An 18,310-nucleotide genomic window follows, 5' to 3' on the forward strand; every position below is an offset into this window, starting at 1 on the left:
GTAATGTAATATATCATAAACTCAAGCTTCGTAAGCTTTCGCTGTTTTTTTGTTTTTGTTAGGTGGCGCAGGTAAAAGCCTGAACTAAAAATCAGCAGGAAGAGAGAAATAGTGCGCAAAGCTTCTATAAAAGTGATCAATACATCAACTCCTTCATGAAAAAAATCAGCTGATTAACTAGGATATATATCTTTACGGCCAGCCTAAGAAATAGTTTCCTTCTTTTGCAATAAGAAAAACGGCTGGTACCAGGCGCCATAATCATCCCGAATAGGGGCATACTTCTCATAAGAAAGGCAGAAGAGGGAGCACTTCTGCTTTTGTTAGTGAGGAGTGGGAAGATGCAAAAAGTGAATGTGGTGAAACAGAGCGTTAAGAACGTCCAAAAAAACCAGGTGGAAAAGGGGCAGACACATAAGCTGGCATGGTGGCAGCTTTCTTTGATCGGGATAGGGTCTGTGATCGGTGCGGGATTCTTTTTGGGATCGGGTCTGTCTATTCATTCGGCCGGCCCTTCTGTGCTGATCGGATACCTGCTGGCTGGACTGACCGCTTACTTCGTCTTTAGTGCGCTTGCCGAGATGACGGTCCAGGACCCGCAGCCAGGATCATTCCGTACATACGCGGGTCAGGCATTCGGCCATTATGCAGGCTTTATGAGCGGATGGATCTACTGGGTGGCGGGAGTGCTGATCATGTCGAGCGAAGTGACGGCGCTTGCGATCTTTACTCAGTTATGGCTGCCGGATGTCCCTATCTGGATTTTTTCTATCATTTATTCCGCCATTGCCCTTGGAATTAACTTTCTTGGCGTAAAAAATTTTGGGAGTATTGAATCCTTTTTCGCCGTGATAAAGATCTCGACGCTCATCGGCTTTATTGGCTTTGGGATTTTGGCAGCAGCCTGTGTACTCTCGCCTGAAAAGGCAGCAGATCCGTCGGCCTTACTAGCAGAAGGTATTTTTCCGAATGGGTTTTCAGGATTATGGTCTGCGATGATTTTCATATTGTTTTCTTATGGAGGCATTGAGGTGATAGGGGTCTTGTCTTCGGAGCTCAGGAACAAAAAGGATGTTCCGAAGGCAGGGACCTTCCTGGTTGCAGCCTTGACGATCCTTTATGTGGTGAGCATCCTCTTTATTCTGATGATGGTTTCTTTTCGAAGCATCAGCGAAGATAAGAGCCCATTTGTCTCTGCTTTATCGCAATTCAATATTCCTTATTTGGATAGCATTTTCAATGTCATTTTAATCAGTGCGGCATTTTCAACCATGGTTGGCTCTCTTTTTTCCATAACCAGCATTATCGTGTCTCTTTCCAAGGATGGAGATGCACCGCAAAGGCTCCAGAACAAAACCCGGAAAGGAGTGCCGGCAGGGGCGCTGATGCTGAGCGGAGCAGGGCTTGGTGTTTCTGTCCTGCTGTCATTTTTGCTGCCGAATACCATTTACGAGTACATGACTACCTCTGCAGGCATCATGCTCATCCTGAACTGGGTCATCATCCTGGCATCACATATCAAGAAAAGGAAGCAAGTCGGCGCCTCCCATGAGAAATATAAATCGTCAGCCTATCCCGTTACCTCCTATCTGGGCATTCTGCTGATTATTTTTACGATTGCGGGATCGCTTATCAATGCCAATCAGAGAATGGGCTTTTTTGCGAGCATTGGGTTTGTAATCATCATTCTTGTTTCGTATCTTTTGGGTGCTAAGTTTGGGAAGTTTAAAAAAATCCATAAGACTGAGGAGGAGTATTAGAGCAGCCCTATTATGCATTAATGACTTAATTTTACCTGAAAGTGTATTTGGTGGTTTAACTTGGAAGTGTAACCATTTATAATTTAAAATGGAGTATAGATAAATACAGGCAAATTCATCGAAAGGTGAAGACGCAAAGCTACAGGGACTAAGGTCGAAAGATTATGTCTGCCAGTTTCCGATTCATCTTTATGAATGATAGGCTAGTCGGTCAGGTTGGCCTATTTTTTATGTTTTGAGAATCGAGGATAATGAAGAGGGTCAGCGCTGATGAACATACAATTTGCACTAGGTTTTTTATTAGGAGTACTGACTGTTGGTTTGACTGCCGTTTATTTTTTCAGCAGATGGAAAAAGAAAGAAAATGAACTTATGAAAAATCATGAAAGTTATATGCATGTGATAGAAAACACCAAGGATTTCCTTTATTATTGCCAGGTCTATCCGGAGTTGAAATTCAAATATCTCGGTCCTTCAGCTGAGTGCTTTTTCGGCGAAGGCTCCAATGCGGATGCCTATCTGGACGCGGGTGTTGCCTTTAGGGATATTCATCCAGAAGATTTGGATATCCTCCAAAAAAAGGTCCAGGGACAGGTGGATTTCAATAAATCAATCGTTCAGCGCTGGAAGGATAAAGACGGCCATTACCGTTGGTTTGAAGAGTATGCGTCTCCCGTATATGAGAACGGTGTGCTGGTTGCTCTTCAAGGGGTGGTGCGAAATATCGATGAAAGAAAAAAGCTGGAAGAAACCTTGCAATATCGAATTGCCCATGATGCTTTGACAGACATCTATAACCGGGAATTTTTCGAACAATTGATGGAAAAATATAATGAGCAGGAAGATACAGCTGCTGCCCTTATATTATGCGATTTGGACGGCCTCAAATGTTTGAATGACAACCATGGACACAAAACAGGGGACTTTCTTATAAAAGAGACAGCACATCTGTTAGATCGCTTTTTCACAGAGGATGCTTATGTTTCAAGGATTGGCGGAGATGAATTTGCCGTAATCCTTTTAAAAAAGGAAAAAGAACAGGTGAAGTTCCTGGTTGAAAAGCTATCTGAAGAGATTAGCAGATATAATGAAAGCAGCCAGGACGTAAAAATCAACATATCGATAGGCTCTGCGTTCAGTGAAACTTCACTAGGCGTGATGGAAAGCTTATTTGTTGAAGCTGATAACCATATGTATCAGCATAAAAGAACGAAAAAAGGTGCCTGACTCTTCCGCCGCAGATGGGAGAGAGGCACCTTTCTTCGCAAAATGGAGGAAAATGATGCCCGCTCAAAAAAGAATCAGAGACTACGGAGTAAAAATTGGAAAGCTTCAGCCAGGTCCTCGCAATAGCATCACAGATGTGGAAGGAGTGACTGTGGGCCAAACCACGCTGAGCGATGGTGACAAGCAAACAGGGGTTACCGCAATCCTGCCGCATCAGGGAAATTTATTCAAGGAAAAACTGATTGCTTCCACCCATGTGATTAATGGTTTCGGCAAAAGTATGGGGACGATTCAGATCAAAGAGCTGGGGACGCTTGAATCCCCGATCATTCTGACCAATACGCTGAGCATAGGCACAGCGGCAGAAGCTTTGATTCAGTATATGCTGGAGCAGAATCCCGAAATCGGCCGGACGACAGGAACAGTAAATCCGGTTGTGTGTGAATGCAATGATATGTTTTTGAATGATATCCGGGCCGGGTTTGTAGAGCGGGAGCATGTATTCCAGGCTCTGCAGAATGCCTCGGCCGAGGTGGAAGAGGGAACCGCCGGCGCAGGGACCGGCATGCTGTGCTATTCACTGAAGGGCGGGATCGGGACCAGCTCGAGGCTGATGGAAATGGACTATGGGACTTATACGATGGGCGTCCTTGTGCTGACGAACTTCGGCGGTTTAAAGGATCTGCGGGTGAATGGGAAAGCGGTCGGGGAAGAGCTGAGTGAGGCTATTCGAGCTCAGGAGGAAAAGGATAAAGGTTCGGTCATCATCATTGTGGCTACAGATCTGCCTGTATCAGAGAGGCAATTGAATCGGATCATTAAAAGGACGGTAACGGGATTGTCCCGGACGGGGTCTATCATTGGAACGGGAAGCGGCGAGGTGGTCATAGGGTTTTCGACTGCTGCGAAAATTCCGCATGAAAAACCCTCTGAGTGCCTTTCCATTTCTGCCATTCATGAAGAGGATATAGATTTAGCTTTCAGGGCTGCCGGCGAAGCAACAGAAGAGGCTGTTTTAAATTCCCTGACGGCCGCGTCCCGTGTAGTTGGTCGGGACGGAAATGAACGGCCGGCTTTCAGTGATCTCCTGCGTGAGTATAATATTCGTCTCATTTGAAGAGTCCTGGCCCCATCATTGGGTGCCAGGAACCCATTTTTACTCAAATAATCCTCCATACTTTTTAATATTTTCTTCAGTCAAAATTCCGGCTTTATAAAAATGGGCCGCATAAACGGCTGCCATCATTTCATTTTCTTCTGTAATCTCCATGTTCTTCAATATCCGGTTGATGTTTTCTGCATGGTCTTCAGGATTGGTGTACATTGTATTCCAGGCACGGACCTGCTGCTCCGGTATGCCGCTGAAAACCGCTGCTTCCAGTTCTTCCGATGGGACCGGCTCATTTAAGTGTGCATAAGGGTCTTCATATGTATCTGTGTAAATGGCGCTTATAGGATTGAATTCATCTGAAGTGTAGGTGAATCGCCCATTTGAGGTTGTTATTACTGCTTTATTTTTCTCTATTTCCAGCTTCCCGTCTTCTAAGAGAATGATTTCTCCTAAACGGCTTATTTCGCTTAACACATCTGGAGCAGCCAGCCAATAGCGCTTACCCGGTTCCAGCTCTGCGGTATATTCCCCGAGCGGCATATCCTCCAGTTTTCCTTCATCACTTAATCTTGTATATATGGCAGGGCGATAGAAATACCGGGCTGTCATGTCCTTCATATGAATGGTCCATTGCGCATCCGGGCCCTCGAACAGAACACGGAAAGCGAAACCGGCAGCAGTTTTCTGGAGTTCATAGTAAATCAGCCATTGTCCCTCTTGCAGCTCATCGGTATCTCCCTCAGTGATCTGCTGGAGAGTTAAATGAATGTAAGACTTGGCGGAAAATCCACTATCCGTATTGATATAGAGGTGAAGAGTGTCAGGTTCCCGTTCAATTCGATCAATCACAGCATCATGGAGGCTTTCTTCAAACACCTCATGGACTGCGGGCGATAATAGTGCGGCAGCCTGTTTTGTCTGTTCTTGTGCAGCGTCCAGAACCTGTTCGAATTCCCTGTCACCTTCCCGCATCCATTGCAGATAATCCTCCCGGACCGATTTAGGCAGGGATGGCTGATTGAGCGTTCCATTTTCCACATAAGGAAGGAAGCGGCTTGGGAGGACAGGAAGCAGCTCAGCTTTTACTTCCTCCAGCTCCTCGGCCAGGCGCGCAGCGAGATCTTCTCCTTCTTCTGCTGCTTCTCTTAATGATATCTCCCAGTCGGAGTCAGATTCATGAATGGGAAGCAGATTATGCTTCAGGAAGGCCTCTTTTGCTTTTTTTGTTATATTCCACATGGTTACACCTCGAGTGAATTGGTAGAAATAGTATACTATCATTCTTCTTCGAAAAGCCTGCCTGGTAGCAGCAAATGATGCTAGATATACTATCATCATAAGGAATCAGGCTTTTATGGGCAAAATTCTCTAGATGTTTGCTAATATTCCAATGAAATTTTCCTAAAAGTTCAAGAAAATCATTTACAAAATAATGTTATATTCTATAATAAGAAATATCAATTTCTTTATAAAGAACAAACAGTTCTTTATAGAATGGTTACTAGTGTTAAATACATTGGTTGTTTTGTAAAAGGTGGGAGGTTCAAATGTTAAGTACCCGTATAAAAAAATTAAGAAAGGAACAAAACCTTAGCTTATCCCAACTCGCCTTAAGGACTAAAATTTCCAAATCTTATCTTAGCAATATCGAAAGAGGCGTTAAATCGAATCCATCCATTGAAATACTTTCAAAAATTTCTTTGGCTCTCGGGGTGAGTATAACGGCATTGTATGGAAATTCACAAAATCTTTCTGAAAACCACAGAGATCTTCCTTTGGATGAATGGATTGGTGAATTGCGAAGAGCGCTGGAAGCAGGAGAATCAAACCAACAGGTCATAAGAAGACTCCTGCAGGATTTAGAAGCCTTACAACAGAATTTCAAAAATAGCGGGAGCGGCCATGCATAATTTGTTTATATGGAATATATAATTGAAATTTGTATGGGGGGTTGAGGATGCTAGTTTAAATGATGCAGCTTTGACCAGTTCCTTACATTATAACTTTGGCCGTTATGGTTTCGACTTGATAAAACATATTTAAGTCCCTCCTTACTGGGATGGGTAGAGGAATACTTATTGCCCTTTTGTTCTTTATTAAGAATAAAAAGAGTGTTTGTACAGAAAATTATTATTCTTGAGAAGGTGGATGTATGCCCCGAAAAAAACTAGTGCTCATTCAATTTTCGCGTGCATTTGTACCTATCATGGTCATGCTTTTTCATTTGTCTTTAACCATGGAAGGATACTACGATTTTAATTTATTGGGACTGCATGCACTTCCTATGTCAGGAGGGGTCAGCTACTTTTTTGCTCTTTCAGGCTTCATGATGTATTACGTTTACCGGGAACAGTTTGGACAGCAAAAGAAATTAAAGGAATACCTGATAAACCGATTTATACGCATTTACCCGCTTTATTGGATTCTCACATTGGCATTGCTGCCCTTTCTGTTTATTTTCCCGTGGTATGGAATGGGGCATGAAACAGAAATGGAGACACTTATCTCCTCGTTTCTGCTGAGCCCCGATCCAAGTGACAACCCGCCAGTGCTTATCCCGGCCTGGTCCCTGAAGTTTACAGTCCTGTTTTATTTTATGTTTTCATTGTTCTTCCTTTTACGGCCAGCTATTGCAAGTTTCATCCTGGCGATTTGGGGAGGCCTATGTGTGGCTTTTTTCCTTGGTTATGTTCCGGTCTCTTCCTTTATTTTTGGATTTTTACTGAATGAGATCAATCTTATCCTGCTTGGAGGGGTGGCGGCTGCTTATTTCGTCACACATGTAAAAGTAAGCTGGTTCTTATCCCTGGCATTCACATTAGCAGGTTTTATGGGCTTTGCTTTTATGTGGCATAATGCTTTGAATCCTATTTATGAAATTAACTTTGACCTCGGAACCGGCCTTTCATCCATTTTTATCATTATAGGGATTGCTTCGATTGATCTTAAGAAAGATATACAGATTCCCAAGCAGCTGAACTATCTTGGGAACGCAGCCTTTTCCATTTATTTAGTTCATAATCTTGTCTTGGATTTAAGTGCTGAATTATTTAGCAGGTATCCAGTCTATGAAACACTGGGAGGCTGGATACTCAGCGCTGCCTTCTTTGCCATGATGCTGAGTGCAGGCTGTCTCGTTCATACGTATCTGGAAAAGCCATTGGTCAGCAAGCTGAAATATCATTTACTTGGCAAGAGAAACAAGATCAAGGGGATTGAAGCTGTTGTTGTTAAGTAAAGGATATCGGGTGAAAGTTTAAAATTTGAGATGAGGTGAGCACATGAGAGTATTGATTACTGGAGGGTACGGGTTCATTGGTTCTTTTGTGGGTGAAATGTTTGCGGCAGAAGGCCATGAGGTGCATATCATTGACAACCTATCAACCGGGACCAAAGAAAATGTTAAATTCAGTCATACCTTCCATCATATTAGCGTTGAGGATCCACTTTGTGAAGAAATATTCACAAGGTTTAAATTTGACGTTGTTATTCATTTGGCTGCCCAGGTAAATGTGACTGTATCCATGGATGATCCGTATATTGATTCAAAATATAATGTGTTAGGCCTTTCCAATATGCTCAGTCTTGCAAAGAAATATGGAGCAGGCAAAGTTGTTTTCGCTTCTTCAGCTGCAGTATATGGATTGAATGAAGAAATTCCTTTAAACGAGAGCTCCCTTTGCGATCCTGTTTCACCTTATGGATTGAACAAATGGATTGGGGAAATGTATTGCCAAAAATGGATGGAACTTTTTGGCCTGGATACTCTATGCTTCCGCTTTTCAAATGTATATGGCCCTAGACAAGGAACAATCGGCGAAGGTGGGGTTGTCTCCATCTTTATTCAAAGAGTTTCGCAGGAGAAAGAATTAATTGTCTATGGAGATGGTGAGCAAACGAGAGACTTTATATTTGTGCAGGATGTAGCAGAAGCCATTTATCGAGGGGTTGAAAAAAACCTTTCCGGAGTCTACAACCTTTCAACGAATACGGGTGTAAGTGTCAATCAGCTAGTGGAAGCCCTCAGTAATATGACCAAGGTGAAAAAGGTAAACTATCAGGATGAGCGGAAAGGGGATATAAAGCATTCCCGTCTTGATAATGCAAAAGTTAAGAAAGATTTAGATTGGGCTCCCTTTCATTCCTACGAGGATGGCTTGGCTAAAACATATCAATGGTTTAAGGAAAATATACAAAAGCCCGAAAAGATAGAAAGAAAAGAAGAAGAGAAAGTCTCAGGATGGAAAAACCGGCTTAAACCTGTACGGCCATACCTCGAAAATGTCGGGATCTTCCTAGTTATCTACATGCTTAGTGCCCTGGTTGATATACATTATTTCATGGTAGACTACCAGCTCATCTATATAGTTTTCGTTTCCTTTTTGCTCAGGAAATCACAGTCAGTGATTTCAATCGGAGTAGCCTCGATATGGTTCCTGGCTGAAAATGCTGCGATGGGCAGGGATTTAATTTCCTCCTTTATTAATCCTGGCTTAGTTATCCACATCTCTATTTATATTTTTGCTGGTTTGGCAATCCGCTATGCCCTAGATAAAAAGGATATTCTGCTGATGAATTATCGGGATGAAGCTGCTGCGGCAAAGGAAAATTACCATTCTTTAAACACAGCCTATGAAGATATTGTTAAGGCTAAAGAAGAGCTTCAGAATCAAATTCTCTATACAGAAAATAGCATAGGATTGGTGTACAGAATTATGAGGGATATGGATAGTCTCGATCCGCAGAAAATATTCAAAGCATCCATTCATACAATTGAACAACTGCTTAAATCAAACGAAGTGGCATTTTATCTATTAGAGCCGGCTACGGAAAAGCTTTTTCTTGTAGAAAAGTCAGAGTTTCTGGAAACAGATGCCGTCTATGGGGCAGATCAGGAAGAGTTTTATATGGAAGTATTAAAAACGAATCAGCTTTATGTCAACAAAAGCCTCGATAAAAATCTGCCATCAATGATAGTCCCAATCTATATAAATAATGATGCTGCTGGAGTCATCTGTGTCGGCGGTTTAGCTTTTGAACAACTGTCGCTGTTCTACATGAACCTGATGGATGTAATCTCAGAAGCAATCTCCTCATCTTTAAGCCTGGCTCAAGAGCACCAGAACATGCTGGAGGAACAGAGGCCTAGAGAATTACTGAATACTGGCAGGAAGATTGTCAATGTTTGAGTGGATCATCGTATATTCTTTGTTTTGCTTAAGCTTTTGGTTTTACTTGCAATGGAAAAAGGAAGAAAACAGGTTCGTTAAAACCATTATTGTCACTTTTATCCCCATCTTCGGCTTTGTTCTATCCTACTTATTATTCAAAACACCAAGCCGTCTTCAAAAAGAAGAGGAAAGCCAGGAAGAAAACGAGGAATTATCCTCCCTGCTTCCTTCTGGAGGCAAGATCAAAATGGAACGGGAAATCAACTTCATTCCTTTCCAGGATGCTTTGCTGTCATCTGACAACCAACTGAAGCGGAGTATGCTAATTGACAGCTTGAAAAATGGCGACAATAATATCGGTATTCTAACCAAGGCGATCAAAAGCGAAGATTCGGAAACATCCCATTATGCAGCTACAGCTATTATGGAGATTCAGAAGAAATATATTGCATCCTTGCAATCTTCAATCAAAAGGCTTGGGGAGAGTCCGTCGGATTATGAGGCTATGGATGACTATGCAAAGACACTAACAAAGTATATAGAAAGCGGATTGCTGGATAAGGAAACCGCGCTGCATTACCGGGAGAGATTATCCAGCCTTCTGGAAGATCTCCTTAACAGCCCATTGAAGTGCAGGCAATACTACGTGGAGAAGATCCATTGCGATTTGGAATTGGGGAGAAGTGATAAAACGGAATATTACAGCCAGCTCTTTTTGGAATCCTATCCATATGATGAGCAGGCCTATATAACCGCTCTTAAGGTTTATTATGCAGCAGGAAATTTGAATAAACTGAATGATGTACTCGATACGCTGAGGAGAACACCGATCCAGTTATCACCAAAAGGGTTCAGAGCCCTTCATTTCTGGTCATAGGAGGGCGTTATGGGAAATAATATCAATTTGCTCAAGATGATCGTCATGATGTCATTCTTGATCTTGTTTGGCGTGTTCCTGCTGATAACCCAATCTGAATCATTCTACCGGTTCAATCTCAAGGATGTGCCTGCATTTGCAAAAGATGTGCCTGTTGAACAGGCCCTTTCAGAGGCTGAAATGCAAAAGATTGAACAGGATAAAGTATTGTTGGTTTATGATTCTAATCAAAAGTCTAGTATCATGCTAAAGGATAATGTTAAAAACACCTTAGAGTTTATGAAAAAAGAATATAAGGCGGTACCGGCAGCAGAATTACCGGCAGACTTTCGTGAATATGAAAATATCATTATTTTATTTTCTGACCTGGAACTGATGCAGGATATCTCTTTATTGAAGGACTATGTCTTCGACGGAGGGAAGGTGTTGTTTGCCATCCGGCCGGACACAGGCCAGACGTTTGAAAGCATTCATGATAGCCTGGGGATCCGTGAACCCGAACCTTTATATCTTGATACTTCGAGCGTCCAGCTGAAATCAGATCTGCTTCTAAATTCAAAGGGCATGAAAATTGCTGATAATATATTTCTCTCAAATTCATCACTCCATGTCAGTCTGGAGAAAACCAGCAGAATACTGGCCACAACAGACAGGGAGATTCCTTTTTTATGGAGCAACCCCCACGGAAAAGGGGAATTCATGGTCTTTAATGGAACGATGCTTGCAAGCAGTATGAATAGAGGCTTCCTTGCAGGCGCACTGAGCTTTTTAAACGAAAATTATATGTATCCAATATTAAATTCCAAAGTGGTGTATATTGATGACTTTCCTGCCCCCCTGCCTGAAGGCCTGCATGATGCCATCTATGCTGATTATAATTTGGATACAGAGAAATTCTTTCATAATGTCTGGTGGCCGGATATGCTTAAAATGGCCAAGGAATATGACTTAAAATACACAGTAGGAGTTATTGAGACTTATAACAATGATGTGGATGGGCCTTTTAATGAGCGTTTATCTGATAACGTGTTAAAAATTTTTGGCCGGGAGCTGATCCAAATGGGCGGAGAGCTGGCTGTCCATGGGTATAATCATCAATCATTGACTCTGGATCAGAAGCAGGTAGATGGGTTGGGCTATAACGCATGGAAAAGTCAAAAGGATATGGTTGCTTCATTAAAGGAATTACGGCACTTTATCCAGGAAATTTTCCCCGGTTATACGGTAAAAACCTATATCCCCCCTTCAAATGTATTAAGCGAAGAGGGGAAAGAAGCGATAAAGGAGGCCATTCCTTCTATATCCAATATTGCATCCCTGCACATTGCCGATGATGAAGGCATTGCCTATATCCAGGAGTATGAGGTATCAGAAGACTTTAATGAAATCCCCCGCTTAACTTCAAATTATGGAGATCATGATGAAGAGAAATGGATCATAGCCAATGGTGCCTCATTGTACGGGACCTTTTCCCATTTTGTTCATCCTGACGATATTCTTGATAAAGAGCGGAGTAAGAATGATGGCTGGCATGAACTGAAAAGGGGATTCCTGAGCATATTAAAGGATTTAAAAGAAAAATATCCCTGGATGGAAAGCATGACAGCTTCAGAAAGTGCCGAATCCTTAAAAGCTGTACACGATGCACAGGTAAAGATTCAGCAGGACGAAAGAAAAATAGAAGGATATATTAACCGCTTTCAGGGGAAGCTTGATTTTCTGCTCCGCAGTGAAAAGAAGCTTATAAACGCATCCGGCTGTGAAGTGAAAAAAATTAGTGGTGAGCACTATCTGGTACGGGCTGTATCGCCTGAGTTCACTATAGAACTGGGGGATGGGCAATGAGAATCTGTCTTATAGCTGAAGGATCTTATCCCTATGTAATCGGAGGTGTATCAAGCTGGGTGCAGACATTGATCACCTCAATGCCGGAACATGAGTTTATCGTGTATGCCATCAGTGCAGATGAGAAGGATAAAGGCAATTTTAAATATCCATTGCCCGGGAATCTTATAGAGGTTCGGGAAACCTTCTTGAATTCTTATTCAGCTTCCTCAGGCAAACCGGGCAAGAGCTGTAATCTGAGGGATGGGCAGAGGCAGGCAATAAAGTCATTATTAGCTGCTGGAATAGCAGATTGGGATGAAATTTTCTCGATATTAAACAGCCGCCGTAAAAGAACCAATTTTGCAGCTGAGTTTCTAACGAGCAAAGATTTGCTGGATATTGTAAAAGAAGTATGTCTGGAGGCCTATCCGGATCTTCCTTTTACACAGTTATACTGGAGCGTTAGATCCATGCTGATGCCTTTGCTGTCCATCCTCTCCCAGCCGGTGCCTGAAGCTGATGTGTATCATAGCATATCAACCGGATATTCCGGTATTGCGGGCACATACTGCAAATATGTCCACAACCGTCCGTTTATCATTACGGAGCATGGGATTTATACAAGAGAACGTGAGGAAGAAATCATTAAATCGGAAGACATAACCGGGAGCTTTAAAAACCTGTGGATCAAGTATTTCCACAGTCTGTCAAAAGGTGCATATGAATCCGCAGACCAGGTGATTACGCTGTTTAATAAAAACAGGGAGATACAAGTGGAAATCGGATGCCCTGAAAGTAAAACAAGCATTGTTCCTAATGGGGTCAATATTGATGACTATACATGCCTGCCTCAAAAGGCCGCTGAGGATGAAGGATATGTTCATATTGGAGCAGTGGTGAGGGTTGTCCCGATCAAAGATATTAAGACAATGATCCAAAGCTTTGCGATTGTAAAAAGAGACATCCCGAATGCCCGATTCTATATCCTGGGACCGTATGACGAGGATCCTGAATATTACGAGGAATGCTTACAGTTAGCCGATTTTCTGGGGCTTCAGGATATCTATTTCCAAGGTACCGTAAATGTCAAAGAATATATCGGCAAAATGGATCTGCTGGTCCTTTCCAGCATCAGCGAGGGGCAGCCTCTTGTGCTCCTGGAAGGCATGGCTGCCGGGAAGCCGTTTGTCTCTACAGATGTGGGGAGCTGCCGGGAATTGCTTTATGGTTTAAGTGATCAATTAGGCAAGGCCGGTTATATTGTCCCAGTCATGGATGCAGTGAAACTGGCAAATGCCGTCATGAAGCTGGCACGGGATCCTGTCCTCCGGAAAACAATGGGCGAATCCGGGCGTCAGCGGGTGGAGGCTTACTATTCATGGGCAAGCTTTATCGGGGACTATAGAAAAATCTATGAAAAAAGAGGTTATTCGAATGGCGGGAATTGGATTCCAACTCAAAAAGTTAGCGAATAACGGGAAGAGATACGGCGGCTTAAGGGCTTTCGCTTATTCTTCTGTCATTATTTCGGGTCCGATGATTTTATGCATTGTTCAGCTGCTGATTGCCCAGAAGCTTCTTGCTGTTTCAGGAGCAGGGTTCTCTGAAAGGGGGCTTTTATTATCCGGGACGATGTACAGCTTTGTTTTTTCCCAGATCATAACGGGAGGATTCATCATGCTTGTGACAAGATATGTATCTGACCAGATTTATCTGGAGAAAGAGGAAAATATCCTGTCTTCTCTATATGGAATCATTGCAGTAATCCTGGCTGCCGGCGGATTGATCAGCATTGTTTTTTATTCCTTTTCACCACTGGGGATTCCATTTAAAGTGATTGCTTATCTTTTCTTTGTTGAGTTATTGGTTATTAATATACTGGCCATCTATATTTCTGCAGTAAAAAAGTATATGCAAATTGTCAAAGCCTATGCTTTCGGAGCAATCGTAGCGGTTATGGCGATGTGGTTATGCATACAGGTCTGGAATGTCCTGAAGGCTGAGCATTTATTGGCCAGTATGGCCGCCGGTTTCTTTGTGGCCATTATCCTTCTGATCAATAGTATAAAGGCACGCTTCCCAACAGCCAATCAGCATTATTTTGACTTTTTGCCCTATATGCAAAGATACCCATCGTTATTCTTTATAGGATTATTTTACGTCATCGGTCTGTTCGGTCCTATATTTATCGTCTGGGGCAGTGAAATCCAAATAAAAGTCGGCGACACATTTGTGATGGCCCCATTCTATGATGTACCTATTTTTTACGCCTATTTATCTATCATCCCGGCTATGGTCAAGTTTGTCATATCCATGGAGACGTCCTTTTTCAATGTATATAAGAGGTACTATGGAAATATCACCGGCCAATATTCCCTCAGGCAAATAAATGAAGCCAGAACGAAAATGTTTCATGTGTTAACACATGAGCTTGTTTACATTATGGAATTTCAATTGTTTTTTACCATCCTCGCCATTGCCCTTGGCTCGACCATTATCCCTTTGTCAACTGAGCAGAATAATATCTTCAACCTCTTAGTGATAGGCAATTACTTCTTTATCATCATGTATGTGCTTCTGCAGATTCTGCTGTACTTTGATGACCGCAAGGGGGCTGTTCTGGTGATATCCAGTTATATGTCGGCCAGCATGGCAAGCATGGCTTTAATAGTGGCTTTTGGCGGCAACTATGGCCTAAGCAGTTTTGTTTCGGGAATAATCGGTCTTATTACAGCCTTCCTCCGCCTTAATCACTATGGAAAAAACATCGAGTACTATACATATTGCTCACAGCCGATGTATTCTGCTGACAAGAAGGGGATGATTGACAATTTTGCTCACCGTATGAATATATTGAATGGAGGGGGAAGGGGGGAATAACCTTTTCCTTGCCGTTTTTCCGGCCTTATTATAGTTCTGGACAACCTTCTTAAGGTTCTTACTGCAGGAGGAAGAAGGGAGAACAGGAGTGAAAAAAAGTATGGGTATCGCACTGATTGCTGCATTGCTGCTGTTTGCATCATGGATTGCTTTTTTTAACAATAAAGAGATTGTGAAATTTAAACCATTAGAGGGAACCGCCACTAATCCGCTTATGGGCCTTGCCCCTCCAGCAGAAGGAGGGCCCTACGCCCAGCCGCATTCGCTTGTGTATGCAAATCTCACCTGGAAGGACCTTGAACCACGGAAAGGAGTTTATGATTTCCAGGCGATAGAAGAAAAATTTAAATTTGATTATTGGAAGAAGAATAATAAGCATTTGATATTCCGGGTGGTCCTGGATTATCCAGGGGAACCAGACCATATGGATATACCTGAATGGCTGTATGATGAACTCGGCCAGGATGGATCCTGGTATGATCATGAGTGGGGAAGCGGATTCAGCCCAAATTACAGCAATCCAAAACTGATCCAATATCACCAAAAATTAATAGAGGCACTGGCAGACAAATATAATGGCGATCCTTTTGTCCAATTCATTGAATTGGGAAGTATCGGCCATTGGGGAGAGTGGCACACGCTGCAGCAGGATGGCATTTATATTCCTTTTCCAAAGCTGCCGGTTGCTGAAATGTATGTCCAGCATTATATTGATGGTTTTACAGACAAAGTTTTGCTGCTAAGGCGACCGCATCAGATTGCGGCAGATCATAATATGGGATTATATAATGATATGTTCGGGAGAGTGGACCATACCATTGAGGAATTCCATAGCTGGGTCACCAACGGTTATGAATTTTGGCTGACGGATGAGAAAAATCCCCCTATGCCTGAATCGTGGAGATCAGCTCCCATTGGCGGAGAATTTGCCCCAACCCAAAATTGGGGAGATTATTTTTCCCGGAGTAAAATTGACTCGACTATGGAACAGCTGAAAATAACCCATGTCAGCTGGCTGGGCCCCAGTTCGCCGGCAAATTATCCTCCAGATGGCGAGTACCAAACTCAGCTTGATCGGTTTTTAAGTAAAATCGGCTACCATTTTCGTATAGCAGAAGCAACGCATCATAAGACCGCTAAGGCAGGTGCAAAATTATCATTAGAGATGAAGTGGGTTAATAGCGGTGTGGCTCCCTTTTATTTTGATTGGCCGCTGGAAATATCCCTTTCAGACAGTGAAGGGGAAATTGTCCATAAAGAGAAGGCAAACGCAGATATCCGGGAATGGCTGCCAGGCACGCATTCAGTAAAGGAAGCAATCACCATTCCGCGAGCCCTGGAGAAAGGAATATATGAAATTAATATAGCGATCCTCAATCCTGATGGAATGCTGCCGGCCATACAATTAGAAATGGAAGGGGGAAGGGAGGACCTTAGGTATACTATTGGAAAAATTAATATCAAATAGAGCCAAGGGGACAGACCCCCTGGCCCAAACAGAGCCAAGGGACCTGACCCCCTGGCCCACCTGTTTATCCCCTCAAACTCTCGGCAATAATGCATAATGAAGAGATTAATCTGCTATACAGCCAATATCCCAGTTGAAACTATCCCGCTCTTCGATTAATATATATGGTGTTGAACTAAACAATTGAAATCGATGAAGAGGACAAGTAGCTGGTGCTGTAATCTAAAGCGAGTCAGGGACGGTGTGAGCCTGATGAGGATGCATGAGTGAAGAACACCTCTGAGTTCTAACCGAAAAGGCTCACTGAGTAGGCTTAGACGTGTCCGGGACGTTATCTGCCGGAATTGATAAGCTGGCCGCATATTGCGGCAATGTGGGTGGTACCGCGGAAGCAAAGCCTTTCGTCCCTTTTAGGGGGACGTAGGCTTTTTTTTATGATCATTATTATTTTAGGAGGATCAATCATGATTAAAGCAACTGTTAAAGAGCTGTACAGAGATCCTGAAGCCCATTTGAATGCTAAAGTGCGTATTACCGGCTGGGTCCGTACTTCCCGCGATTCAAAGACTTTCGGCTTCCTTGAAGTCAATGACGGCACTTTCCTTAAAAATGTCCAGGTGGTTTACGGAGATGAGCTGCCGAACTTTAAAGAGATCACAAAAGCGGCAATCAGCTCAACTGTTTCTATAGAAGGTTCTATCGTTCTGACGCCTGACATGAAGCAGCCATTCGAAATGAAAGCCGAGCAGATCACCATTGAGGGTAAATCAAACTCTGACTATCCGCTTCAAAAGAAGAAGCACTCTTTTGAATATCTGAGGACGATTGCGCATCTGCGCCCTCGCACTAATACGTATTCAGCTGTTTTCCGGATCAGATCTTTGGCATCTTATGCCATCCATAACTTCTTCCAGGAAAAAGGCTTCATTTATGCTCAAACTCCTGTCATCACAGGAAGTGATACAGAGGGTGCCGGCGAAATGTTCCGTGTTACAACCATGGACATGAACAATGTCCCTAAAACGGATGAAGGCAACGTCGATTTCAGCAAGGACTTCTTCAATGGGGAAGCCAATCTGACAGTCAGCGGGCAATTATCTGCAGAAGCCCTTGCCCTTGCTTTCCAGAAGGTGTATACGTTCGGGCCGACTTTCCGTGCAGAAAACTCCAATACAACACGCCATGCAGCTGAATTCTGGATGGTTGAGCCAGAAGTCGCATTCGCAGAGCTGCCTGATATCCTTGATCTGGCAGAAGATATGATCAAGCATGTCATTCAGTATGTGCTGAACGAAGCTCCTGAAGAGATCACCTTCTTCAACAGCTTCATCGATAAGACTCTTATCGAAAGGCTGAACACAGCGTTGAATACTGAATATGCACGCGTCACTTATACTGATGCAGTCGAGCAGCTGAAGCAATCAGGCGAGAAGTTCGAATATCAGCCTGAATGGGGAGCAGACCTGCAGACAGAGCATGAGCGCTATTTGAGTGAAGTCATTTACAAGCGTCCTGTCTTTGTCACAGACTATCCTAAAGACATCAAGGCTTTCTATATGAGAGCGAATGATGATGGAAAAACAGTTGCCGCTGCAGACCTTCTTGTCCCTGAAATCGGCGAGCTGATCGGCGGAAGCCAGCGTGAGGAGAGAGAAGAGCTCCTTAAAGAAAGAATCACTGAAATGGGGATGGACCTGAAGGACTACTGGTGGTACCTTGAGCTCCGTAAATATGGTGAAACGAAGCACTCCGGCTACGGAATCGGCTTTGAGCGCCTGATCATGTATCTAACAGGCATGAAGAACATCCGTGATGTTATTCCATTCCCGCGTACTCCAGGGAATGCTGAATTTTAATTAACAGCGTAATGACTTTAAAAAGCCTGTCTGCTATGCCATTAGCGGACAGGCTTTTTCTATTGGATTTCAGCAAGCCCGGGAGCGGAGACTGGAACCATTTTTGAGAACCGAAATACACTGAAAGCATTGA

13 protein-coding genes, 1 riboswitch and 1 other annotated feature are annotated in these 18,310 nt (G+C 43.1%); of the genes, 12 read left to right on the forward strand and 1 reads right to left on the reverse strand.

The genetic code is table 11. The annotated features are described in order from the left end of the window. Positions 1–341: 341 nt before the first annotated feature. The 3 genes from LCM00_RS18535 to LCM00_RS18545 all read left to right on the forward strand — a co-directional run bounded on the left by LCM00_RS18535 (position 342) and on the right by LCM00_RS18545 (position 4,104). Positions 342–1,760 carry an amino acid permease gene (locus tag LCM00_RS18535; RefSeq protein ID WP_224904854.1) on the forward strand — a complete coding sequence of 473 codons (1,419 nt, stop codon included), beginning with the start codon at positions 342–344 and terminating at the stop codon, positions 1,758–1,760. Between the two features lie 98 nt (positions 1,761–1,858). Beyond that, positions 1,859–1,943: riboswitch (cyclic di-GMP riboswitch) on the forward strand. A gap of 87 nt (positions 1,944–2,030) precedes the next feature. Beyond that, on the forward strand, positions 2,031–2,987 hold the full coding sequence (locus LCM00_RS18540; protein WP_224904856.1) for a sensor domain-containing diguanylate cyclase: 957 nt from the start codon (positions 2,031–2,033) through the stop codon (positions 2,985–2,987). Between the two features lie 55 nt (positions 2,988–3,042). Then, entirely contained in the window at positions 3,043–4,104 is a 1,062-nt protein-coding gene (locus LCM00_RS18545; RefSeq protein ID WP_224904858.1) for a DmpA family aminopeptidase, read from the forward strand. Between the two features lie 39 nt (positions 4,105–4,143). Here LCM00_RS18545 and LCM00_RS18550 read toward each other — a convergent pair whose 3' ends face one another. Next, a complete protein-coding gene (locus LCM00_RS18550) occupies positions 4,144–5,433 on the reverse strand; it encodes a DUF4085 family protein (protein ID WP_224904860.1) in 1,290 nt (429 codons plus the stop codon). Positions 5,434–5,645: 212 nt separating this feature from the next. Here LCM00_RS18550 and LCM00_RS18555 point away from each other — a divergent pair, with 212 nt between their 5' ends. The 9 genes from LCM00_RS18555 to asnS all read left to right on the forward strand — a co-directional run bounded on the left by LCM00_RS18555 (position 5,646) and on the right by asnS (position 18,177). After that, positions 5,646–6,008 (forward strand): helix-turn-helix domain-containing protein, encoded by a 363-nt coding sequence (locus tag LCM00_RS18555; protein ID WP_224904863.1) that lies wholly within the window; start codon positions 5,646–5,648, stop codon positions 6,006–6,008. Positions 6,009–6,250: 242 nt separating this feature from the next. After that, the gene (locus LCM00_RS18560) at positions 6,251–7,336 is read left to right on the forward strand and encodes an acyltransferase family protein (protein ID WP_224904865.1); all 1,086 of its coding nucleotides are present in this window, start codon (positions 6,251–6,253) and stop codon (positions 7,334–7,336) included. Positions 7,337–7,379: 43 nt separating this feature from the next. Next, positions 7,380–9,287: an NAD-dependent epimerase/dehydratase family protein gene (locus tag LCM00_RS18565; protein WP_224904867.1), complete on the forward strand. Its 1,908-nt coding sequence runs from the start codon at positions 7,380–7,382 to the stop codon at positions 9,285–9,287. After that, on the forward strand, positions 9,280–10,146 hold the full coding sequence (locus LCM00_RS18570; protein WP_224904869.1) for a hypothetical protein: 867 nt from the start codon (positions 9,280–9,282) through the stop codon (positions 10,144–10,146). The genes LCM00_RS18565 and LCM00_RS18570 overlap by 8 nt, the downstream gene beginning before the upstream one ends. Positions 10,147–10,155: 9 nt before the next feature. Then, positions 10,156–11,991 carry a DUF2194 domain-containing protein gene (locus LCM00_RS18575; protein ID WP_224904871.1) on the forward strand — a complete coding sequence of 612 codons (1,836 nt, stop codon included), beginning with the start codon at positions 10,156–10,158 and terminating at the stop codon, positions 11,989–11,991. Beyond that, positions 11,988–13,448 carry a GT4 family glycosyltransferase PelF gene (gene pelF / locus LCM00_RS18580; RefSeq protein ID WP_224904873.1) on the forward strand — a complete coding sequence of 487 codons (1,461 nt, stop codon included), beginning with the start codon at positions 11,988–11,990 and terminating at the stop codon, positions 13,446–13,448. Before LCM00_RS18575 ends, pelF begins: the two co-directional genes overlap by 4 nt. Beyond that, the gene (gene pelG, locus LCM00_RS18585; RefSeq protein ID WP_224904875.1) at positions 13,408–14,853 is read left to right on the forward strand and encodes an exopolysaccharide Pel transporter PelG; all 1,446 of its coding nucleotides are present in this window, start codon (positions 13,408–13,410) and stop codon (positions 14,851–14,853) included. The genes pelF and pelG overlap by 41 nt, the downstream gene beginning before the upstream one ends. Positions 14,854–14,941: 88 nt before the next feature. Then, the gene (locus LCM00_RS24765; RefSeq protein WP_224904877.1) at positions 14,942–16,321 is read left to right on the forward strand and encodes a DUF4832 domain-containing protein; all 1,380 of its coding nucleotides are present in this window, start codon (positions 14,942–14,944) and stop codon (positions 16,319–16,321) included. 183 nt (positions 16,322–16,504) lie between these two features. After that, positions 16,505–16,733 (forward strand) — a binding site (T-box leader). A gap of 52 nt (positions 16,734–16,785) precedes the next feature. After that, positions 16,786–18,177, forward strand: coding sequence for an asparagine--tRNA ligase (asnS, locus tag LCM00_RS18595; RefSeq protein WP_224904879.1), 1,392 nt, complete (start codon positions 16,786–16,788; stop codon positions 18,175–18,177). The last annotated feature ends 133 nt before the right edge of the window (positions 18,178–18,310 follow it).

It is taken from the genome of Bacillus infantis (assembly GCF_020171945.1).
Classification (GTDB): domain Bacteria; phylum Bacillota; class Bacilli; order Bacillales; family Cytobacillaceae; genus Bacillus_AB; species Bacillus_AB infantis_A.